The following is a 20,252-nucleotide window of genomic DNA, read 5'->3' as shown; positions in this document are numbered from 1 at the left end:
CCTAACCTGCAGAGCACGATCGTGGAAGAAAACACCCGGGCACTGATCGACGGATTCAATCGGCGCATCGACTATCTGCGGATGTCGGTGACCGACCGCTGCGATTTCCGTTGCGTCTACTGCATGGCCGAAGACATGCAGTTCCTGCCGCGCCAGCAGATCCTCAGCCTCGAGGAGCTGTATCAGGTGGCCGAGCGTTTCGTCGCCCTGGGGACCCGCAAGATCCGTCTGACCGGTGGCGAGCCTCTGGTACGCCAGGGCATCGTCGAGCTGTGCGCACGTATTGCCGCGCTGCCTGGTCTGCGCGAGCTGTGCCTGACCAGCAACGGCTCGCAATTGGGCCGTCTGGCCCAGCCGCTGTTCGATGCCGGCGTATCACGCCTGAACATCAGCCTCGACAGCCTCGATGCCGAGCGTTTCCGCAGCCTGACCCGCACGGGTGACTTGAACCAGGTGATCGCCGGCATCGACGCCGCGCGCAGCGCCGGGTTCCAGCGTACCAAGCTCAATTGCGTGGTGCTAAAAGGCCGCAACGACCATGAAATCATCGACTTGGTGCGCTTTGCCGTCGATCGGGAACTGGACATCTCCTTCATTGAAGAAATGCCCCTGGGCGTGATCAACGAGCATGAGCGCGGCGAGTCCTACTGCTCCAGCGATGAGGTGCGCGCACGCATCGCCGAGCATTTCACCCTGGTCGACTCGGCCGAGTCGTCCCAGGGCCCGGCCCGTTACTGGCGCCTGGCCGAAGCACCACACACCCGGGTCGGTTTCATCTCGCCCCACAGTCACAACTTCTGCGCCACCTGCAACCGCGTACGCCTCACCGTCGAGGGCCGCCTGCTGCTGTGCCTGGGCAACGAGCACTCGATGGACCTCAAGCAGATCCTGCGCGCCCATCCAGGCGACGCCGAGCGCCTGGAACGGGCCATTCGCGACGCCATGCAGCTCAAGCCCTACCGCCATCACTTCGAAGTCGGTGGCGAGGTGCAGATCCTGCGTTTCATGAACATGACCGGCGGCTGACCGGCCGCCTCTGGAACACCATGATCGTCCATCCCCGCCCCGATGTGCTGCGCGTGCTGTTCACCCTCAAGGGGTCGATCGTCAAACGCATTGCCCTGCGCTGCCTGATGGTGACCTTGCTGGCCGCCTTGATCGTGCTGATAGAGCATCACTTTCCGGCGTTCTTCTACCCGGTCAGTGCTACGCCATTCACGCTGCTGGGCCTGTCGCTGTCGATCTTCATGAGCTTTCGCAACAACGTCTGTTACGACCGATGGTGGGAGGGTCGCAAGGCCTGGGGGCAACTGATCATCGAAGCGCGCTCGTTCATCCGCGAAAGCCAGGTGATCAACGATGAGCACCTGCGCGCCCGGCTGCTTCGCGGGCTGTGCGGCTTTGCCCACGCCCTGAATGCGCGACTGCGCAACGAAGATGAACTGCAGGCTGCCGGCCCCTGGCTGGCCGAGGCTCCCCGCGCAGGCTCTTACAACCCATGCGACGCCATCCTGCGCGAGATCGGCGAGCAGTGCTCGCGCCTGGCCGCAGACAAGCACATCAGCGAATGGCGTTACACCCTGCTCGAACAGCGCCTGGTGGGGATGTCGCAGGTGCAGGCGACCTGCGAGCGGATCAAGAGCACACCAATGCCCTTCCCTTACACGTTGCTGTTGCATCGCACCAGCTACATCTTCTGCCTGCTGTTGCCCTTCGCCCTGGCCGAACCCCTAGGCTGGCTGGCCCCGGCGTTCACCACCATCATCAGCTACACCTTTTTCGGTCTGGACGCCATCGGCAACGAGCTGGAAGACCCGTTCGGGCGCGATGAAAACGATCTGCCGACCGATGCTCTGGTACGCACCGTCGAGCGCGACGTGCTCTCAGCCCTGGGACACGAGCCACTGCCGCCGGCGTTGATGCCGGTCGATCATGTGCTGAGCTGAGCAACCGCCGCGCGGCCTGTCGCAGTGGGCTTATGCGTGACTACATCAGTGGGCCCACCAGCGCATTCGCGGGTGCCTGCCAAGCGCTTGTCTAGCCGCGGCTTTCGCAGGCTCCCACCGCCTTGAGGTGCGGGACGAAGTTGCATGGCCGGTGCCGCGCATCCAGCTGCTCCACCAGAATGCCTTCCCAGGCCGTGCGACAGGCGCCGGTCGAGCCCGGCAGGCAGCAGACCAAGGTGCCGTTGGCCAGCCCGGCCAGGGCCCGGCTCTGCACGGTCGAAGTGCCGATATCGAGAATCGACAGTGCCCTGAACAGCTCGCCGAAGCCATCGATACGCTTGTCGAGCAGGCACTCCACCGCTTCGGGGGTACTGTCGCGACCGGTGAAACCCGTGCCACCGGTGATCATCACCACCTGCACCTGTTCATCGGCGATCCACTGGGCGACCTGGGCGCGGATCTTGTAAAGGTCGTCCTTGAGCAGCGCGCGCGCCACCAGGCGATGACCGACCTCCACCGCTCGGGTGGCGAGCAGCTCGCCCGACGTATCGTTATCGAAGGTGCGGGTATCGCTGACGGTCAGCACGGCGACATTGAGCGGTACGAACACTGCATCCGGTTTCACACTCACCTTGGTTTCCTCTGCATGGGGCATGGTCACATCACGCTAGGGCCAACCCTTGGGCGACGTCCAATCGATATGACGAACCAAACCATCAACCGGCTCTATCATCACGAAACAATGGCCAGCCACGGCAGACTTGGTTAAGGTCGCGCAATCGACTCCTTGCCTGCCAGACCGCGCCATGGACATCAAACAGCTCAAATTCCTCATCGCCCTCGACCAGACCCGACACTTCGGGCAGGCCGCCGCGTTGTGCCACATCACCCAGCCAACCTTGTCCATGCGCCTGCGCAATCTCGAAGACGAACTGGACCTGGTACTGGTCAAGCGCGGCCAGCGCTTCGAGGGCTTCACCGAAGCCGGCGAGCGCATCCTGGCCTGGGCCCGCACCCTGCTCGCCGCTCACGACGGCCTGCAGGCCGAGGCCGCCAGTTGCCGTGGACAGGTGGTCGGCAGCCTGCGCCTGGGCACCGTGCCGCTGGCCAGCTTCAATCCCATGCACCTGCTGCTGCCGTTGCGCGAGAAGTACCCGGAGCTGCACTTTCAGGTCAGTTCGCTGAGCTCCGAGCAAATCATCGATGGCTTGAGCCGCAACCAGCTGGACCTGGGGATCTGCTACCTGGACCAGGTCAATACCAGCTTCTTCGAGGTGATCGAACTAGGCACCACCACCATGGGCCTGCTGCATGACACCCGGCATTTCGCCTTCGACGGACCGCAACTGCGCTGGGAAGCCTTGGCCAACCTGCCGCTGGGCCTGCTGAGCAAGGGCATGCACTACCGTCAGTCGTTGGACCTGAGCCTGCGCAGCCGGGGCCTGGAGCCAGCTGCGGTGCTGGAGAGCGACTCCACGTTCCAGCTGATCCAGGCCATCAACACCGGCCTATGCTGCGCGGTGATGCCGCTCGATTGCGGGCTGGAAGAGTTGTCCGAGCACTTGCGCATCCTGCCCATCGCCGATGCCAGCATTCACAGCCCGGTAGGCTTGCTGCTGCGCCGTAGCGAGCCGCGCTCGGCGATTGCCGAGCAGTGCTTCGACGAGGCCAAGGCGCTGTTTGCCCAGCAACCCTGAGCGTGTCCCGGTAGATCTCAAGGATGCTCCGGATCGTGCCCCAACGACTGCCGGCGATGAACCTTGACGGTTTGCGGAGAAATCGCCAGACGTTCAGCCATGGCCTTGGATGAGGAACCACGCAGGATCAACCGAGCGCCCCGCCCTGAAATGACTCAACGCATCGCGCACCTGGGCCGCCACCGGCTCGCCCGCCGGGATCAGGCGTTGGCGCAGATCTCATCAACGACCACCAAAACTAGGAAACAGAGCGCAAGCTACCCAGCGCCTCGCCCGTCAGGAACAACAGCGAGAACAGCTCGCTCTGGGAGTTCACGTCCAGCTTGCGGTACACGTTGCGCCGATGGACCTTCACCGTCTCGGCGGAAAGCGCGAGCTTGGCCGCGGCCTCCTTGTTGGAGTGGCCGGAGAGGATCAAGCGCACCACATCCAGTTCCCGTGCGGTGAGCACCGACTCCAGCTGCCGGCGCGCTTCATCGCGACCTTGGGCAAAGTCCAGCGCCGGTTTGCCCGCAGGTGCCCGCTCCGGCAGGCTCTCGAAATGCAGGCGCTGGCGCATCAGGCCGATCAGCCATGGGCGGATCAGCTCCAGCATGGCGAGCTGCTCGGCGCTGAACCGTCGGCAGCCCCCCAGCGACAGGCACAGCGTGCGCCCCTGCCCCACCACCACGTTGAACTGGACTTCGTCGGCGACCACGTTATGGGTGAAATACAGCCGGTAGTAATCAGTCTGCTGGAAGTGCTCCGGGGCGATGTCGGCCAAGCGCACCAGACCGGTCTGCGCCTGCTCCCGACTGTTGAGGTAGAACGGGTCCAGCAGGTACAGACCATTGGCGTATTCGCTCACCAAGGGGTCGATGCCCTCCCGGTCATAGGGGCTTTGGTCGAAGATCAGTGGCTTGTCTTGGCTGAACAACAAGGCAACCCAGGAATCCACTTCGACGAAGTCGCCCAGCAACGTGGCCAGCGTGCGCCAGAAGCTTGGTCGATCGAGGTGCTCGATGCACTGGCCTATGCCCTGGTGCCACGAAAGATCCTGCAGACTCAGGCCCATGCCTACCCCCGGGTTAACCACTCGGCGTGATTGTTTTGACAGTCGTTGTTTTCATACTTGCATCACCCTTTGCAAAAGTCACCCGACCTCAAAGCGGTCGGACACCACGAGACGGACGCCCTATGAAGATCGAAGTCATACAAACCACGACGCGCGATGGCGACACGCCCTACAACCTCAGTTGCATCCTCAAGGACATCGCCCAGTGTGCGCCGGACACCGACGTCGTGCTGTTCCCCGAGTCGCACCTGACCGGGTTTCTCAGCCAGGAAGACGTCGGCATGCTCTCGGAATCTGTCGAGGGCGAAGCCGTGCAGGCGGTGGTCGAAGCGGCGCGCCAGCGCAATGTGGCGGTGGTGCTGGGGCTTTATGAAAATGCCCATGGCACCTTCTACAACACCACGCTGTTCATCGCGCCAGAAGGCATTCTGCTCACTTACCGCAAGACCCACCTGTGGGTGCCGGAGCATGGCATCGTGGTGCCTGGGGATCGCTTCTCCACCGTGGAATGGCGTGGGGTGCGCATCGGCCTGCTGATCTGTTACGACAGCGAGTTCCCCGAGACGGCCCGGGCACTGACGGCGCTCGACGCACAGGTGATGCTGATCACCGATGGCTTGGCCGAGCCCGAGGATGACGTGCATCGTGTGTCGGTGATGGCCCGGGCGATGGAGAACCAGGTGTTCGCCGTGGTGGCCAATCGGGTGGGCAATGGGCCGGACGACTGCATGTTCGTCGGCAACAGTCTGGGGGTCGACCCCTTTGGCAGGACGCTGTTCGAGGCAGGCCGGGGCGAGTCACGGCATACCGTGACCCTGGATCTGTCGCTGATCGGCAAGGCCCGTGCCTTCCACGACTACCGCGCCAACCAGCGCATCGCCCTGCCGGGTGAGCGCATCGAGCATCCCAACGGCCTGCGCGAACTGCTCATCGGCTAAGTCCCGGGTGGCGCCTGTACTAAACCGCGGCGCCTGCTTCGCGAGTAAACCCGCTCCCTCAAGTGCTGCAGTGTCATTAGAAACACTGCTGTACCTGTGGGAGCGGGTTTACCCGCGAAGTGGCCAGATCTGTCGATACAGGACTATCGCCATCCCCTCTCAATGCCGGGCCAGCACCGCCTCACCCGCCACACCAGCAGGCGCTTCGTCGATCTGCGCCATGCTCAGGCGCGAAGTCTCGCGCAGCATCAGCGAACACACCGCTACCAACGCCAATGCCCCAGCTCCATACAGGGCCACGCCCAGCGGGTTGTGGTCGGTGAGGATGAGGATCGCCGTGGCGATGCTCGACGCTGTCCCACCGCCCAGCGCGGCACCGATCTGATAGCTGGCCGAGATCCCGGAATAGCGCATGCTACGCGGGAACTGCTCACCCAGAAATGCAGGGATCGGCCCCTGGGTCGCGCCCATCAGCAAGCCCGTGAGGCTGTAGGCGAACAAAGCGATGCCGAAACTCTTCATGCCTACCAGTTCGAAGAAGGCGAACAGCCCGAGCGCCATGACCACCGCACCGAACACCATCACCGTGCGCCGGCCCAAACGGTCGGACAGGTAGCCGAACAGCGGCGCGGAGAACACGATAGCGATCGACAAGGTCAGGTCGAACATCAATGCCTGGGTGCTGCCGAAGCCCACCTGGGTGGCGTAGGTCAGGAAGAACGTGCTGCCGATGTAGGCGATGGTGCAATAGCCGAAGGCAATGCCGGTGCACAGCAACAACTGGCGCGGACGCTGGCGCAAGGCTTCGGCCAAGGGTGCACGGACCGGCTTGACTGCCGGGGCTGCGACCGGTGCCGGTGCTTTCAAGCGTGCGTACAGGCCGATCAGCACCAAGGTGCCGCCGAGCCAGAACGGGATGCGCCAGGCAAAATCCACCAGGTTGTCGTTGAAGGCGGCACTGACGATGGTGAACACCACAGCGCCGAGGATGCCACCGACGCCGATGCCCATGCTGGTAAAGCTACCCCACAGTCCTCGCCTGCCCGGCGGCGCCGACTCGATGCCGAACAGCGCGGCACCGCCCCACTCGCCACCGGCGGCGAAGCCCTGGATCAGACGCAACACCACCAGCAGGATCGGCGCAACGACGCCGATACTGGCATGGCTTGGCAAGCAGCCGATGAGGAAAGTGCTCAAACCCATGAGCAGCAAGGTCGCGACCAGCACCTTCTGCCGGCCGATGCGATCGCCATAGTGGCCGAACACCAAGCCGCCCAGCGGCCGGGCGAAGAAGCCGGCACCAAAGGCGCTGAAGGCCACCAAGGTCGCGGTCAGGTGATCCATCTGCGGGAAGAACACCTGGGGAAACACCAGCGCAGCCGCGGTGCCGTAGATGATGAAGTCATAGAACTCCAGCGCAGTGCCCATGCCGGAGACGCAGAAGGTCCGCAGCGCAGACCGGGACGACGCAGGGTTGGATTGTTCCGCATGCATTGTTGTTGTTCTCGTTGTCAGCGGGTGCCGCCCTGCTCAGGCGGCACCGAGTGGGGCTCAGAAACGTTCGAAGCCAGCCTTGGCCAGTTGCAGCGGCGTGCCCGCCACGTATTCCAGTACGCAGCGCTCGGTATCGATCCCCACGCTCAGCAGGGTTTCCCAACGTTCGGTGTCGGGCATGGCCATGTCCGGGTGGAAGCAGATCGGCGCGCTGTCACCTTGTGCGCCACACATGGCTTCGGCGCGGGCGCGCAGATCGGCACTGCCCATCTGGCCGATTACCTGCTCCAGGTGGCCCAGGCGGCACTGGGTATCGGCACGGTCGGCAACCTGCTCGCCCAGGCTCAGTTGCGGGTCGAGGAAGTGGTTGGTGTGCAGCAACCAGCCGTCTTCACGCGGCAGCACCAGCGCCGTGCGCTCAGGGCTGAGCTCGATGCTGACGGCGCGCGGGCTGCTGTCCTCGCGGGAGAACACGGTGAGCACGGTGGAGGCACTGACCCGCGCCGAACGGGCCAGCTCGATGGCCTCCTCGACGCTGCTGGCCTCTTCGAGCAGACGACGGGCAATGGCGTGCACCGGCACACCGCCGCTGTCGTTGTCACTGGTGTGGTGGAGAATGTTGAAGTGCAGCCCCAGACCTGCGCTGTTCACGCCCAGCTTGGCAAGCATGCCGAATTCGCAGAACAGCTTGACGTTCATGCCACGTTCGGTGTGCAACGCCAGCATCAGGCCATGAGGGCAAAGGCTGTCGTGCCAGTCCCAGGTCTGCAGGGTCTGCGGCGCCCGCGGACCGCGCGGGGCATGCACGGTGGTGGAGCATTCGCTGTGGCGGGTGCGTGCAGCCAGCACCTCGGTGCGCGCGTTGAGGCTTGCCAACTGCCACACCGGCAGGTCGGCGCCGCTAGCCATGCCGATCACCTCGGCCGCCAGATTCGGGCTCCAGGCTTCCAAGGCGGCCAGACTGTTTTCGCCGATACGTTGCGCCTCGCGCACGGACACGCCAACCCGAGGGAAGAAGTCCAGATAGAGCTGGGTGGTATGACGGATCTGCTCGGCGAAGCGCTCGCCGATCTGGCGACCACGCTCGGCAGGCGTGCGGATATCGGTGACTAGGGTATGGATCTTCACTGCGGGGAACTCCTGGTACAGCAGGCTCGGGGCATCGTTGCTGTTCTGGAAAGAGTGGGGCCGCCTCGCACCTCCGCTGCATGCACCTGCCTTGGGGGTGGCAGATGGTACTGGACCGGGCACGAAGTGGCCGCTGTGTTCAGGCAACCACCGCTAGCCTAGCGAGCCGCCCGCGGTGGATCATCGCCACAACCCGCACAACTTTTGTGCCCAGGCGGAACAATTGCGCCCCGCAGCCCGATCACAGCCCCTGGCTGCGCAGTTGCTCGTGCAGCAAGGCGATGAACGCCTGCACCTTGCGCGTGTTGCGCCGATGGGGCAGGTACAGCACGTGCACCCAGGGCCCGAAGGCACTCAAGGCCCGCCAGTAGTCCGGCAATACTTCCACCAGTTGCCCGCTGGCCAGATAAGGCGCGGCGCACCAGGTGGGCACGAACTGCAGGCCATGGCCATCGAGCAGGCAGGCGAGCAAAAAGTCGAAATTGTCGCTCACCAGCCGGGGCGTGGGCTGGCGCACACGCAACGTCTGGCCTTCATGCTCGACCCACCAGAAGCTGCGGTTTAGCAGCGGATGACGCAACAGCAGCCAGTCGTGCTGGGCGTAGTTCTCCAGGGTGATGGCCTCACCACGTCGGGCCAGGTAGTCGGGGCTGGCACACAGCACCACGCGGTTCTCGATCAGCGGCTGGGCAATCAGTTCGGGCTGGTCGGTGGGGCCATCGCGCAGCGACAGATCGTAACCGCCATCGATCAGGTCTTCATTGGCATCGTTGAGGTTCACCTCCAGACGCACCTGCGGGTGTTCACGCATGAAGCGAAAGCAGACCTGGTTGAGAAACGCCGGGCCGAACGAAGGCGGCGCGGTGATGCGCAAGGTGCCGCGCAGTTCGTGCTGCAACTGCTCCACCTCCTCGGTCACCAGTTGCAGATGCATCAAGGCCTGGCGCGCACCTTCCAGATACACCGTCCCGGCCTCGGTCAGGGCCATACGCCGGGTGGTGCGCTCGAACAGGCGCACGCCGAGCTCGGCTTCCAGGTGAGCGACGGCCTTGGTGATGGCCGAAGGCGTTTTACCCAACTGCTCGGCCGCACGACTGAAGCTGCCGTGTTCGGCGGCGGCGACGAAGATGGTCAGGGCCGTCATTTTGTCCATGGTTTCTTCCTGTTCGGCACAAGCGAGGCAATGAAGAGCGCGTGCGGGTATCCACGCCTTTCCATCAAACCCGCAAACACCGCGGATTTGAATAGGCGTCGAGCGGCGTGTGGCTTGCGCCATGGCAATCATAGGCCAGGGATTGTTTCCCGATCGCGAAAAAAGTTGTGCCTGTCGTCGCATTTAACCGGCCTTGCGCGTTGGCTAGGCTGCGGCGCAATCACAACAAGAACGAGGCACCGAATGAAGCACCTCCTGAAGATGGCGATCAGCGCGGGCCTGGCCTGCACCTCCCTGCACAGCTTCGCGGCAGTGGACGTGATCTTTCACAACGCCAAGGTCTACACCGCCGAGCCAGGCCAACCGCTGCAGCAAGCGGTGGCGGTCGAGGGAGAGAAGATCGTTGCCGTGGGATCCGACCAGGCCGTGCTGCGCCTGAAGGCCGCCGCCACCCGCGTCATCGACCTGGGTGGCAAGGTGCTGATGCCGGGCATGCTCGATTCTCACTCCCATGCCATCAAGGGCGGCCTGCAACTGGAACTGGCCAACCTGATGGGCGAGCAGATCCCGCTCGATGAACTGGAACAACGCCTGCTCGAGTGGCGCAAGGATGGCAAGGCCGTGCGAGGCGAATTCCTGGTCGTCGGCGGCGTGCCAGGGGCCTATTGGGATGACATCCCAGCCCTGGAGCAGCGCTTCAACCACGGGCAATGGGCCGAGCAGCCGATCCTTCTGGCCGCCAATGATATGCACACCGGCTGGGCCAACCTGGCCCTGCTCAAGCGCGCCAAGATCGATGCCAAGACCATCGCGGCATTGCCTGCCGAGGCGCGCAGCACCATAGGCCAGCATGAGGACGGCACACCCAACGGGTTCCTGGCCGATGCCAGTTACTACCCGGTGACCGACCTGCTGCCACCGCTCTCCCACGAAACCCTGATGACCGCCGGCCGCATGGCCCTGGACTACTCCAAGCAGCTCGGCATTACCGGCTGGATGGACCCACTGGCCAACGAACTGCCCGGGGCGGACGTGAAGAACGACTCGCTCGGCGTGCTGCCGGTCTATAAGGACCTCTCCCAGCGCGGCGAGCTGACGGCCCACATTGCCGCGCTGCTGATGGCCGACTCAAAGGCCCGCCCGGCCGACCTGGATGAGCTGGACAAGGTACGCCAGCAGTTCCTCGGCGTGCGCAACCTCACCCTGCCCGGCATCAAGGTCTTCGCCGACGGCGTGGCCGAGATGCCGGCGCAGAGCGCAGCGATGCTCGAACCCTACAAGAACTCCGGCCAACGCGGCGAACTGCTGCTGGACCCGAAACACTTCGGTGAGCTGGTCGATGCCGCCGATGCACGCGGCTGGCTGGTGCACGTCCATGCCATCGGCGACCGCGCCGTGCGCGAGGCGCTCAATGGCGTAGAACAAGCCCGACGAGCCCGTCACAGCGGCGTCCCCCATTCGATCACCCACCTGCAGATGGTCAGCGCCCAGGACTACCCGCGCTTCAAGCAGCTCGATGTGATCGCCTCGATGCAGTTGTACTGGGCCAGTGCCGACGAGACCAACCTCGATCTGGTCAAGCCGTATGTCGATGAACACGCCTTCGCCCATAGCTATCCGGCCCACTCGCTGTACAAGGCCGGGGCGACCATCGCCGGGGCAAGTGACTGGCCGATCACTACCCCGGAGCCGTGGAAGGCGATCTACCAGGCAGTGAGCCGCAAGGGCCCCAAGGGGGTGCTCAACGCTGACGAGGCCATCGACCGGCAAACCATGTTCCAGGCCTACACCCTCAATGCCGCCCGCGCCATGCGTCTTGAGCAGCAGGTGGGCTCGCTGAAAGTCGGCAAGCAGGCGGACATGATCGTCTTGGACCGCGATGTGCTCAGCGTCGACCCCGAGGCGCTGCGAGATACCCAGGTGTTGCAGACCTGGTTCGCCGGCAAGCAGATCTACCAGCGCTGATCGCTTGGCGGGCCAACCCGCTCCACAGGTGCAACACCGACGCCTGTGGAGCGGGTTTTATCCGCAAAAAGCCACACCCCGCGTCACCCGTGCACAACAACAATAAACGGAAAGCATCGAATGACCTTACGCAACCTCATCGCAGGCGGCCTGCTCGCCTGTGCCCCGCTGGCCCATGCCATCGACCTCAATGACGATTTCAGCCTCGAGGCCAAGGCTGGCGTGTTCAGCGACTACCGCACCCGTGGCATCTCCCAGACCCAGAACGATCCAGCCCTGCAGGGGTCGCTGACCCTGGCGCACGCCAGCGGCCTGTACGCAGGCGTATGGAGTTCGAACGTCGACTTCGGTTTCGGCAGCAGCACACGCCAGGAGCTGGACTACTATGCCGGCTACTTCTGGCAGATCAACGACGATGTCACCCTCGATACTTCGTACATCAAGTACGTGTACCCGCGTCAGGGCAACTTCAACTATGGCGAGTACCACACCGAACTGCGTGCCTGGGGTGTGCTGCTCGGTGGTAACTACTCGGAGAACTTCAACGGCGACCAGTCGATGCTCTACAGCTATATGGGCTACACCACCCTGCTGCCGTTCGACACCGACCTGCTGGTGCGCTACGGGCGCAACGACTACAAGGACCCAAGCTGGTTCGCCAATGACGGGACCAGCCGGGACGACTATCACGAGTGGGAAGTTAAGCTGACCCGCACGATGCTGTCGCTCGATTGGTCGGTCAGCTACATCGACACCGACCTTTCCGAAAACGAATGCGCCAGTTACCTGGGTTTCAAGGATGTCTGCTCGGCCACGGTGGTGGCTGCGGTCAGCAAGACATTCTGATCCCTGCGGCCCCCAGGGCTGCCGCCGGCTCCCACGGGTACTGCGCCGAGCCTGAGAACGGCGCGATACCTGTGGGAGCGGGGCTACCCGCGAAGGACCCGCCTCAGATCCTGAAGCTGCCCACCAGTTGCTTCAACCGCCCCGCCTGCTGGCTCAGGGCATCGCAATGGCGCAGGGTTTCGTTGAGGTTCTCTACCCCTTGCTGGTTGAGGCTGTTGATCTGGGTGATGTCCAGGTTCAGGCTCTCGACCACTGCGCTCTGCTCCTCGGTGGCGGTGGCCACCGACTGGTTCATGCCGTCGATCTCGCCGATGCGCTGGGTCACGCTGGCCAGGCGTTCACCCGCCTGGTTGGCCACCTGCACGGTCTGTTCGCTGGACACCTGGCTTTCGTTCATGGTGTACACCGCCTCGCGCGAGCCCACCTGCAGGCTGGTGATCATGCGGTGGATTTCTTCGGCCGACTCCTGGGTGCGGTGGGCCAGGTTGCGCACTTCATCGGCCACCACGGCGAAACCGCGCCCGGCCTCGCCAGCACGGGCGGCCTCGATGGCGGCGTTGAGTGCCAGCAGGTTGGTCTGCTGGGAAATGCCCTTGATCACGTCGAGGATCTTGCCGATCTCGTCGGTGCTGGCGTTGAGCGTCTCGATCTGCTCGCACGACTCGCTGATCTTCTGCGAAAGCGCGGTCATGGCGTTGATCGCATCGTCCACCACCTGACGCCCGTCGTTGGCCTGCTCGCTGGCGCCGCTGGCGTGTTGCGAGGCGTCGGCGGCATTGCGGGCGATTTCCTGGGTGGCTGCGCCCAACTGGTTGATCGCCGCGGCGACGCTGTTGGTGCGCATGCTCTGCTCCTCGGAGCCGATGATCGAAGCATTGGAGGCGTGAACCACCTTCTCCGACAGGTCATGCACCAGGCGGGTGGCCGAGGACACCTCGCTGATCGAGGCGTGGATGCGCTCGACGAAGCGGTTGAACGACGTGGCCAGCTCGCCGAACTCGTCCTTGTGCTGCACCGCCAGGCGGCGGGTCAGGTCGCCTTCGCCTTCGGCGATGTCCTGCATGGCGCGGCCCATGGTGGTCAGCGGGCGCATCAGCACCGGGATGAGCAGGCCCAGCAGGCCGGCGATGGCAGCCACGGCGATGAGCATGGCGATGATCGCCGAAGTACGGAACTGGCTCAGTGCGGCGTAGGCTTTGTCTTTGTCGATGGACAGACCGATATACCACTGCGCCGAAGGCAGGCCTTCGACCGGAGCAAAGGAGATGATCCGATCCTGGCCGTTGAGGGTGACGTCCTGCATGCCTGGCTCGACCTTCAAGGCGGCATCGGGGTAGATGTCCTTGAGGTTCTTCATCAACTGGTCCTTGTCGGGGCTGACGATGACCTGGCCGTTGCGATCGGCGAGGAAGGCGTGGCCGATGCCGCCGAAGTCTACCGAATTGATGATCTTCACCAAGGTATCCAGGGTCAGGTCGCCACCGACCACCCCAAGCAGGGCGCCGTCGGCGCGGCTTTTGACGGGCGAGGCAATGGTGACCATCAGGCCACCGACAGCGCCTTGGTAGGGAGCTGTGATCACCGTATGGCCGGCACTGGTTGCCGCGTTGTACCAAGGCCGTTGGCGCGGGTCGTAGCCATCGGGCATCTGCGTGTCGGGACGCTGGGTGAACACGCCAGTGGCATGGCCCAGGTAGGTGAAGAGGAAGTTACTGGTGTAGGACGGTTGCTCGATCAACCCGGCCAGGTTCTCGCCGGCGCCCTGCTGGGCGATGTCCTGGGCCAGGTTTTCCAGTACCAGGATGCGTCCGGACATCCAGTTCTGCACGCTGCTGGCGGTCAGGGCGCCCGCCTGTTGCACGGACGACTCGATGTTCTGGCGGATGATGTTGCGCTGCAGGTAGTCGTTGTAGAGGGTAAACAAGGCAAACGCCAATACCACGATGCCACAGGCACTGAGCAGAATCTTATGGCGGAATTTCAGGTTCATGTTCAGAGACCTTGGTGATTTTTCTTTTTTTTAAGGTTGCACGCTCACCCCGCCGTCGCGGGGTTCTACCCATTCGCTATCGGCTGCCCACGCTCGGTTCTTGAGTACCCCTTAGCGGTTTTCCGACCTGCGGCACGCAACGCCTTCGCGCGCCCTCATGCCTGGCAGATTTCAAAGGCTCACCTGCATCTGTAGGGGTACGCCTCCTACAAACGCCCCAAAAAACCCTTTGACCCATGCAGATCGCAAGGTGCCGCCCGACGTTTTGCCCACCGATAATGGACCCACAACAACAAAGGGGCTCACCCCCGCAGAGGCACGAAGACAATGTACAAAGACCACATAGTCAAAACGCGTGCGACCGATAACGTCGCGTTCATGGGAACGATCGCTGTCGTCATCTTCGTCGTCGCGCTCTTCTCTGGCGTAGGTGAAGGCAGCCTGGCCCGGCTCATGGGGCCGATCGTGCTCGACCTGCAAGCCCCCTTGCTGCGCAATATCGCCGTGGCGGCCACCCTCTCGACCACGCTGGTCCTGAACCTGTTCATCCTCGGACGCTTCCCGTTGCGGGCGCAGATCATCACGGTCTGGTGTGAACTGCTGGTGCTGTTCTTGCTGTTCTTCGACACCTTCAACCTGTCTTACAGCTTCATCGCCAGCAAGGTCGGCTACATGATCACCCAAGGGGTGTTCACCACCGTCTATGTTTCCACTCTGTCTATTGCCATCGCGTTCGTCCTGGCCCTGCTGGGCGCCACGGCGCGGTTGTCCACCAACGGCTTCGCCATCGCCATCGCCAGCTTCTACACGTCGTTCTTCCGCGGCGTGCCGCTGTTGATCCAGATCTACCTGATCTACCTGGGCATTCCACAGCTCGGCTACGTGGTCGGCGCAGTGCCTGCCGGGGTACTGGCGCTGTCGCTGTGCTACGGCGCCTACATGACTGAAATCTTCCGCGCCGGTATCAGCAGCATCCCGAGGGGCCAGTGGGAAGCTTCGCGGGCAATCGGTCTGACGCCCTGGCAGACCATGAGCCGGGTGATCCTGCCGCAGTCGATGCGCTTGATCATTCCGCCGACCGGCAACCAGTTCATCTCGATGCTCAAGGACAGCTCGCTGGTCTCGGTGATCGGCGTCTGGGAGCTGATGTTCCTGGCTCGCACCCAGGGACGCGCCGAGTTCCGCCACCTGGAAATGCTCATCACCGCCGCCGTGCTCTATTGGCTGCTGTCGATTGTCCTGGAGACCGTCCAGGCCCGCCTCGAAAAACGCTTCGACCGCGCCCACCGCTGAACAAGGAGCATCACGATGAATCAAGCCTTCGCCTGCGCGGCGCCACACGCTGCAGTCTCGATCCGTGACCTGCAAAAATGGTACGGCGATTTCCATGTGCTCAAGGGCATCGATCTGGAGATCGCCAGCGGAGAAATCGTGGTCGTCTGCGGCCCTTCAGGGTCAGGCAAATCCACATTGATCCGCTGCCTCAACCTGCTCGAGGACTTTCAGAAAGGCCAGGTGCTCATCGCCGGCGCCCCGTTGACCCGCAGCGCCGACAGCGTAGCCGGGATCCGCCGCCAGGTGGGCATGGTGTTCCAGCAGTTCAACCTGTTCCCGCACCTGACCGTGCTGGAAAACCTGATGCTCGGCCCGCGGCTGGTAAGCAAGCTCAGCGAGGCCCAGGCACGCGCACTGGCCTACGAGTACCTCGATCGAGTACGTATCAAGAGCCAGGCCGACAAGTTCCCCGGCCAGTTGTCAGGTGGCCAACAGCAGCGTGTCGCCATCGCCCGCGCCCTGTGCATGCGCCCGCGCATCATGCTGTTCGACGAGCCCACTTCGGCGCTGGACCCGGAAATGGTCAAGGAAGTGCTCGACGTCATGGGCGAGCTGGCCCAGGACGGCATCACGATGCTGTGCGTGACCCATGAGATGGGGTTCGCCCGCAAGGTCGCCGACCGGATCATCTTCATGGACCAAGGCCGCATCATCGAGCAGGCCAAACCCAACGACTTCTTCGACACCCCCCAGCATGCGCGGGCCCGGGAGTTCCTCTCGCAAATCCTCAGCCACTGAAACCACACCTTGCTACCGCACGCATTCGACACCCACTACCGTGTAACCGGAGACGTACCGATGACCTCAGTTGCTCGTATCTTCGCTGCCGCCGCCGTCGCCAGCGCCTTATCGATCACCACCTGCGCCGCCTGGGCAGGCGCGACCCTGGACCGAATCCAGCAAAGCAAGGTCCTGAAAGTGGCCACCGCCGCGAACTGGCCGCCCCAGTCATTCCTGGGCGAGGACAACACCTTGAAAGGTTTCGACATCGATGTGGCCAACGAGATCGGCCGCCGCATCGGCAGCAAGGTGACGTTCGTCACGCCGGAGTACGGCATCATCACCGCCGGGCACTGGTCCAGCCGCTGGGACCTGTCGGTCGGCTCCATGACGCCGACCACCGAACGTGGCCGGGTGCTCGACTTCCCTGCCATCTACTACTACACCCCATACGTCTTCGCCGTGCACAAAGACGCCGCCGGTACCCAAGTCGCCGACCTCAACGGCAAGACCATCGGTGTCGAAGCGGGCACCACTTCCGAGGATTACATCAATCGTCGGCTGAAGATCGACGCCGCAGACGTGCCGCCGTTCAGCTACAGCATCGAGCCCGGCGACGTGCAGACCTATGGCGATAGCATGGGCCCGCTCGACGACCTACGCATGGGCAACGGCACGCGCCTGGATGCCACGCTGTCCGCCCTGCCCACGGTGATGGGGGCCATCAAGCACGGGTATCCGATCGTGCCGGTGGAGGGCAAGCCCGCCTACTACGAGCCCCTGGCCATCGCCGTGGACAAAGGTGACGAAGCCTTCAATGCCCAACTGGCCAAGATCATCGCTGACATGAAGTCGGACGGCACACTCAAGCAACTCTCCGAGAAGTGGTACGGCACCGACCTTACCCGCGTCCAGTAACCCCTGACTGCCCGGCCCACGCCCTTCATCACGAAGGGCGCACGGCCCGCCTGCGCCTCGAAAAAAGGATGACCGACCCGATGTCCAGCTACACCAACAACTATTACACCGCCACCATGCGCCCTGCCCCTTCGCGCCCGACACTGGCGGGCAAGGCGCAGGCAGATGTGTGCATCATCGGTGGCGGCCTGGCGGGCCTGAGCACGGCCTGGGAGCTGCTTGCCCGAGGGCGCTCGGTGGTGCTGCTGGAGGCAGCCCGCGTGGCCTGGGGCGCCTCCGGTCGCAACGGCGGCTTCGTACTGCAGGGCTGGTCCGAAGGCCTGTCGGCCATCGAACGACGCTGCGGTACCCATACGGCCGGGGCGTTGTTCCGCCTCTCGCTCGAAGGCGTCGACATCGTGCGAGCGACGATCGCTCAACATGGGCTACCCGGTTGCGCGCCCACCACGGGCAAGCTCAGCGTGGTGCGCTATGACGACGGCGACAACCTCCAACGCCAGCGCGATCGTCTGGCGCGCGAGTTCGGTTTTGAAATGGAGTACCTCGACACTCGGGCGATCCGCGACAAACTCAACACTGACCGGTACTTCCAGGGGCTGCGCGACAGCCACGGCTTTCATTTCCATCCCCTGAACTACTGCCTGGGCCTGGCCGAGCTGATCGAACTCAAAGGTGGCAGGATCCATGAGCAGTCGCCGATGGTTCGGGTCGAAAGCCGCGCCGGGCGCCATCAGGTGATCACCGCACAGGGCAGCGTCGAATGCGCTGAGGTGGTGTACTGCTGCGGCGGCTATGGCGGCCCAGAGTTCGGCCCGCTGCGTCGCGCCTTCCTGCCGATTGCCACCTACGTGGTGCTGACCGAACGCCTGGGCGAGCGCCTCGCGGACGTGGTTCGTACCACCGATGCAGTCGGCGACAACCGCCGCGCCTCGGACTACTACCGCATCGTCGATGGCGACCGCCTGCTCTGGGGCGGACACATCACCACGCGCAACTTGCAGGATGAAAAGCGTCTGGGGCAACTGCTGACCCAGGACATCCTCGCTGTCTACCCACAACTGCGCGGCCTGAAGATCGAAAAGGCCTGGTCGGGCCTGATGGGCTACGCCCGCCACAAGATGCCGCATATCGGCCCGTTGGGCGCGGGGCGGTGGTCTTGTGCATCGTTTGGGGGCCATGGTATGAACACCGCACCTGTCGGGGCGCGCGTGGTGGCCGAGGCCATCTGCGGCGAAACGGACCGCTACCGCCTGTTCGATGCCTATGGCCTGGAATGGAACGGCGGCCCCTTTGGCCCTGCGGCGGCACAGACGGTCTATGCCGGCCTCAAGCTGATGGACAAGTTCCAGGAGGCGCGGTCGCAACGGCGGGCCATCAAGTACTGACCACCTGATCAAGGCCCACGTCCATGGATGCGCAAACCCCCGGTTCACTGTTCAGCCTGACCGAAAAAGACCGGCAACTGCTCGCGCTGCTGCAAGCCAACGCGCGCGAGCCCACCGCCTCGCTGGCACGCAAGCTCGGCGTCTCGCGTTCGGCAGTGCAAGAGCGCATCGCTCGCCTGGAAAAAGCCGGTGTGATCACCGGCTACAGCGTGCGCATCGACCAGGACAAGCTGCAGCAAACCATCAACTGCTTCACCATGACCTCCTGCACCAACAAGAGCTACACCGATGTGATGACCTCCTTGCGCAAGATGGAGGCGGTCCAGGCGGTGTATGCCGTATCGGGCGAAACAGACTTCATCATCCACCTGGCCACCCACACTTTGGGCGAGCTCAACGCCGAGCTCACCCGCATCAACATGATCAAGGGCGTGGCGCACACCGCCTCGCATATCGTCATGGAAACCAAGTTCAGCCGGCGGTTGATGCTGTAGTCATCGGTTGCGCTCATCCATGTCCAACGCACTGTATGGCCGGTTTCCTGCGGATCTGTCACTAACGCCCGGGATGGGCCTGCACTAGCATCGGTCACTCCGTCGGAGTGCAGCGCATGAATGAATTCCCCTGCGATATCGATTTCTCGGGCCTGACACCTCGCAGGCTGGAAGTGAACGACCACGCGATGATCTGTGACCACCGAGAACGGATGTTCCGGGAGGCCGGGGGCGATCCTTCGCAACTGCGTGTGATGACCGAACACTTTCGGCCCTGGCTGCTGCCGCGCCTGACCGATGGGCGCTACTACGGGTTCGCCTTGATGGACGGAGCAGTCAACGCGGCGGCGATCGGTCTGATGAGCATCGACTGGCCGCCCCACCCTTCCCATCCGAACCAGGATCAGCGCGGTTATGTGCTCAATGTGTTCGTCGAACCGGCCTACCGGCGGCGGGGGTTGGCGTCGGCCTTGATGCGACTGGCCGAGGCTGAGTTCCTCGCGCGTGGGGTTGGCTTTGGGGTACTGCACGCAACGGAAGTTGGCCGGCCGGTATATGAGGCACAGGGATGGAAGGCCACTGCCGAGATGGCCAAGTCACTGTGTTAGATAGTTGTGCTTTTGGTTTGGATGGTTGGACCTCAACAACTAATATCATAACGCCACTACTTGTTGGGCTCGGGCAATAAAAAACCCCCTACTCCATTAAGAGAGGGGGTTCTGATTACACCCAATCGAGGTGTAATCCATGCATCCAAAATTACTGCTGTTGTGGCAGCTTGTCGATCGGGCCGCAACCACCGATAACTTTGGAAATGGAAACCGATGGGTGGAACAGGTAGTCGTACGAGCAGTTCTTTGGCTGGTTGTAGACTTGGCCGGTGCAGCCGGAGAGCAGGGCCACGCCCGAAATGACAGCAACAGCGGCAGTGGCTTTGATCAGCTTTTTCATTACTAAATCCTTTAATTTATAATTCACCATCGCACTGATGGCGGCGCGATATTAACCACTTTGTCAAAAAAAATAAACGTCGTTTTCATGGTGCCATAACAAGAGTCGGCAACTTCCTGAGCGCACATAACGCACCGTTATCCAATTGGATTGTTTTTAACTAGCGAGCCATGCAAACAGCAACGCAAGCAACATCCGATTAAAACAAATGTTCGAACGTTACTTGCACGTTGCAACC

At 63.1% G+C, this 20,252-nt stretch carries 19 protein-coding genes and 2 pseudogenes; 12 read left to right on the top strand and 9 right to left on the bottom strand.

Translation table 11 applies throughout. The features are described from left to right. Positions 1 to 21: 21 nt before the first annotated feature. Together moaA and J5X93_RS06535 are read left to right on the top strand one after the other, a co-directional pair. Entirely contained in the window at positions 22 to 1,026 is a 1,005-nt protein-coding gene (gene moaA, locus J5X93_RS06540) for a GTP 3',8-cyclase MoaA (protein WP_043215298.1), read from the top strand. A 20-nt stretch (positions 1,027 to 1,046) separates the two neighbouring features. Continuing rightward, positions 1,047 to 1,946 carry a bestrophin family protein gene (locus J5X93_RS06535; protein ID WP_043215296.1) on the top strand — a complete coding sequence of 300 codons (900 nt, stop codon included), beginning with the start codon at positions 1,047 to 1,049 and terminating at the stop codon, positions 1,944 to 1,946. Positions 1,947 to 2,037: 91 nt separating this feature from the next. On the opposite strand, the gene moaB is transcribed toward J5X93_RS06535, so the two are convergent. Next, on the bottom strand, positions 2,038 to 2,601 hold the full coding sequence (gene moaB, locus J5X93_RS06530; RefSeq protein WP_372240768.1) for a molybdenum cofactor biosynthesis protein B: 564 nt from the start codon (positions 2,599 to 2,601) through the stop codon (positions 2,038 to 2,040). A gap of 151 nt (positions 2,602 to 2,752) precedes the next feature. On the opposite strand from moaB, the gene J5X93_RS06525 reads away from it, so the two are divergent. Further along, entirely contained in the window at positions 2,753 to 3,643 is an 891-nt protein-coding gene (locus J5X93_RS06525; RefSeq protein WP_043215294.1) for a LysR family transcriptional regulator, read from the top strand. Positions 3,644 to 3,660: 17 nt separating this feature from the next. Here the strand turns inward: J5X93_RS06525 and J5X93_RS06520 are convergent. Both J5X93_RS06520 and J5X93_RS06515 read right to left on the bottom strand, forming a co-directional pair. Then, positions 3,661 to 3,853 (bottom strand): annotated as a pseudogene (locus J5X93_RS06520) (LuxR C-terminal-related transcriptional regulator); the annotation flags it as partial. Between the two features lie 28 nt (positions 3,854 to 3,881). Beyond that, on the bottom strand, positions 3,882 to 4,697 hold the full coding sequence (locus J5X93_RS06515) for a helix-turn-helix domain-containing protein (protein ID WP_102081375.1): 816 nt from the start codon (positions 4,695 to 4,697) through the stop codon (positions 3,882 to 3,884). Positions 4,698 to 4,819: 122 nt separating this feature from the next. Between J5X93_RS06515 and J5X93_RS06510 the strand changes: the two genes are divergently transcribed. Then, positions 4,820 to 5,635: a carbon-nitrogen hydrolase family protein gene (locus J5X93_RS06510; RefSeq protein WP_182941575.1), complete on the top strand. Its 816-nt coding sequence runs from the start codon at positions 4,820 to 4,822 to the stop codon at positions 5,633 to 5,635. Between the two features lie 159 nt (positions 5,636 to 5,794). Here the strand turns inward: J5X93_RS06510 and J5X93_RS06505 are convergent, their stop codons facing one another. The 3 genes from J5X93_RS06505 to J5X93_RS06495 all read right to left on the bottom strand — a co-directional run bounded on the left by J5X93_RS06505 (position 5,795) and on the right by J5X93_RS06495 (position 9,410). Further along, positions 5,795 to 7,129 (bottom strand): MFS transporter, encoded by a 1,335-nt coding sequence (locus tag J5X93_RS06505; protein ID WP_043215279.1) that lies wholly within the window; start codon positions 7,127 to 7,129, stop codon positions 5,795 to 5,797. 57 nt (positions 7,130 to 7,186) lie between these two features. Further along, positions 7,187 to 8,257, bottom strand: coding sequence for a C45 family autoproteolytic acyltransferase/hydrolase (locus J5X93_RS06500; protein WP_043215277.1), 1,071 nt, complete (start codon positions 8,255 to 8,257; stop codon positions 7,187 to 7,189). A 241-nt stretch (positions 8,258 to 8,498) separates the two neighbouring features. Further along, entirely contained in the window at positions 8,499 to 9,410 is a 912-nt protein-coding gene (locus J5X93_RS06495; RefSeq protein WP_043215275.1) for a LysR family transcriptional regulator, read from the bottom strand. A 243-nt stretch (positions 9,411 to 9,653) separates the two neighbouring features. Here J5X93_RS06495 and J5X93_RS06490 point away from each other — a divergent pair, with 243 nt between their 5' ends. Both J5X93_RS06490 and J5X93_RS06485 read left to right on the top strand, forming a co-directional pair. After that, complete coding sequence (locus tag J5X93_RS06490) at positions 9,654 to 11,375, top strand: amidohydrolase (protein ID WP_182941577.1); 1,722 nt, start codon at positions 9,654 to 9,656, stop codon at positions 11,373 to 11,375. Positions 11,376 to 11,495: 120 nt separating this feature from the next. After that, entirely contained in the window at positions 11,496 to 12,221 is a 726-nt protein-coding gene (locus J5X93_RS06485; RefSeq protein ID WP_043215270.1) for a TorF family putative porin, read from the top strand. A 103-nt stretch (positions 12,222 to 12,324) separates the two neighbouring features. Here the strand turns inward: J5X93_RS06485 and J5X93_RS28510 are convergent, their stop codons facing one another. Together J5X93_RS28510 and J5X93_RS28505 are read right to left on the bottom strand one after the other, a co-directional pair. Continuing rightward, entirely contained in the window at positions 12,325 to 13,065 is a 741-nt protein-coding gene (locus tag J5X93_RS28510; RefSeq protein ID WP_390483917.1) for a methyl-accepting chemotaxis protein, read from the bottom strand. Positions 13,066 to 13,179: 114 nt separating this feature from the next. Beyond that, positions 13,180 to 14,211: pseudogene (locus J5X93_RS28505) on the bottom strand (HAMP domain-containing protein); the annotation flags it as partial. A 327-nt stretch (positions 14,212 to 14,538) separates the two neighbouring features. Here J5X93_RS28505 and J5X93_RS06475 point away from each other — a divergent pair. From J5X93_RS06475 to J5X93_RS06450, 6 genes are all read left to right on the top strand, one after another. Beyond that, entirely contained in the window at positions 14,539 to 15,504 is a 966-nt protein-coding gene (locus J5X93_RS06475) for an amino acid ABC transporter permease (RefSeq protein WP_070574336.1), read from the top strand. Positions 15,505 to 15,519: 15 nt separating this feature from the next. Then, positions 15,520 to 16,284: an amino acid ABC transporter ATP-binding protein gene (locus J5X93_RS06470; RefSeq protein ID WP_102082643.1), complete on the top strand. Its 765-nt coding sequence runs from the start codon at positions 15,520 to 15,522 to the stop codon at positions 16,282 to 16,284. Positions 16,285 to 16,344: 60 nt separating this feature from the next. Continuing rightward, on the top strand, positions 16,345 to 17,184 hold the full coding sequence (locus tag J5X93_RS06465; RefSeq protein WP_043214731.1) for an ABC transporter substrate-binding protein: 840 nt from the start codon (positions 16,345 to 16,347) through the stop codon (positions 17,182 to 17,184). Positions 17,185 to 17,264: 80 nt separating this feature from the next. Continuing rightward, positions 17,265 to 18,569 carry an NAD(P)/FAD-dependent oxidoreductase gene (locus tag J5X93_RS06460; protein WP_102082647.1) on the top strand — a complete coding sequence of 435 codons (1,305 nt, stop codon included), beginning with the start codon at positions 17,265 to 17,267 and terminating at the stop codon, positions 18,567 to 18,569. A gap of 23 nt (positions 18,570 to 18,592) precedes the next feature. Beyond that, positions 18,593 to 19,063 carry an Lrp/AsnC family transcriptional regulator gene (locus J5X93_RS06455; protein ID WP_043214728.1) on the top strand — a complete coding sequence of 157 codons (471 nt, stop codon included), beginning with the start codon at positions 18,593 to 18,595 and terminating at the stop codon, positions 19,061 to 19,063. A gap of 116 nt (positions 19,064 to 19,179) precedes the next feature. Further along, the gene (locus J5X93_RS06450) at positions 19,180 to 19,671 is read left to right on the top strand and encodes a GNAT family N-acetyltransferase (protein ID WP_102082642.1); all 492 of its coding nucleotides are present in this window, start codon (positions 19,180 to 19,182) and stop codon (positions 19,669 to 19,671) included. A gap of 151 nt (positions 19,672 to 19,822) precedes the next feature. On the opposite strand, the gene J5X93_RS06445 is transcribed toward J5X93_RS06450, so the two are convergent. After that, positions 19,823 to 20,014 carry a YhfL family protein gene (locus tag J5X93_RS06445; RefSeq protein WP_043214725.1) on the bottom strand — a complete coding sequence of 64 codons (192 nt, stop codon included), beginning with the start codon at positions 20,012 to 20,014 and terminating at the stop codon, positions 19,823 to 19,825. Between the last annotated feature and the right edge of the window lie 238 nt (positions 20,015 to 20,252).

Origin of the sequence: Pseudomonas sp. BYT-1, from assembly GCF_023611805.1 — a bacterium.
Classification (GTDB): domain Bacteria; phylum Pseudomonadota; class Gammaproteobacteria; order Pseudomonadales; family Pseudomonadaceae; genus Aquipseudomonas; species Aquipseudomonas guariconensis.
This window is presented reverse-complemented; position numbering and strand designations above follow the sequence as displayed.

Excerpts from the sequence above, each read along its gene's own strand:
- J5X93_RS06535 (WP_043215296.1), top strand. The coding sequence starts at position 1,047 with ATGATCGTCCATCCCCGCCCCGATGTGCTGCGCGTGCTGTTCACCCTC.
- moaB (WP_372240768.1), bottom strand. The coding sequence starts at position 2,601 with ATGCCCCATGCAGAGGAAACCAAGGTGAGTGTGAAACCGGATGCAGTG.
- J5X93_RS06525 (WP_043215294.1), top strand. The coding sequence starts at position 2,753 with ATGGACATCAAACAGCTCAAATTCCTCATCGCCCTCGACCAGACCCGA.
- J5X93_RS06515 (WP_102081375.1), bottom strand. The coding sequence starts at position 4,697 with ATGGGCCTGAGTCTGCAGGATCTTTCGTGGCACCAGGGCATAGGCCAG.
- J5X93_RS06510 (WP_182941575.1), top strand. The coding sequence starts at position 4,820 with ATGAAGATCGAAGTCATACAAACCACGACGCGCGATGGCGACACGCCC.
- J5X93_RS06505 (WP_043215279.1), bottom strand. The coding sequence starts at position 7,129 with ATGCATGCGGAACAATCCAACCCTGCGTCGTCCCGGTCTGCGCTGCGG.
- J5X93_RS06495 (WP_043215275.1), bottom strand. The coding sequence starts at position 9,410 with ATGGACAAAATGACGGCCCTGACCATCTTCGTCGCCGCCGCCGAACAC.
- J5X93_RS06490 (WP_182941577.1), top strand. The coding sequence starts at position 9,654 with ATGAAGCACCTCCTGAAGATGGCGATCAGCGCGGGCCTGGCCTGCACC.
- J5X93_RS06485 (WP_043215270.1), top strand. The coding sequence starts at position 11,496 with ATGACCTTACGCAACCTCATCGCAGGCGGCCTGCTCGCCTGTGCCCCG.
- J5X93_RS28510 (WP_390483917.1), bottom strand. The coding sequence starts at position 13,065 with ATGCGCACCAACAGCGTCGCCGCGGCGATCAACCAGTTGGGCGCAGCC.
- J5X93_RS06475 (WP_070574336.1), top strand. The coding sequence starts at position 14,539 with ATGTACAAAGACCACATAGTCAAAACGCGTGCGACCGATAACGTCGCG.
- J5X93_RS06470 (WP_102082643.1), top strand. The coding sequence starts at position 15,520 with ATGAATCAAGCCTTCGCCTGCGCGGCGCCACACGCTGCAGTCTCGATC.
- J5X93_RS06465 (WP_043214731.1), top strand. The coding sequence starts at position 16,345 with ATGACCTCAGTTGCTCGTATCTTCGCTGCCGCCGCCGTCGCCAGCGCC.
- J5X93_RS06460 (WP_102082647.1), top strand. The coding sequence starts at position 17,265 with ATGTCCAGCTACACCAACAACTATTACACCGCCACCATGCGCCCTGCC.
- J5X93_RS06455 (WP_043214728.1), top strand. The coding sequence starts at position 18,593 with ATGGATGCGCAAACCCCCGGTTCACTGTTCAGCCTGACCGAAAAAGAC.
- J5X93_RS06450 (WP_102082642.1), top strand. The coding sequence starts at position 19,180 with ATGAATGAATTCCCCTGCGATATCGATTTCTCGGGCCTGACACCTCGC.
- J5X93_RS06445 (WP_043214725.1), bottom strand. The coding sequence starts at position 20,014 with ATGAAAAAGCTGATCAAAGCCACTGCCGCTGTTGCTGTCATTTCGGGC.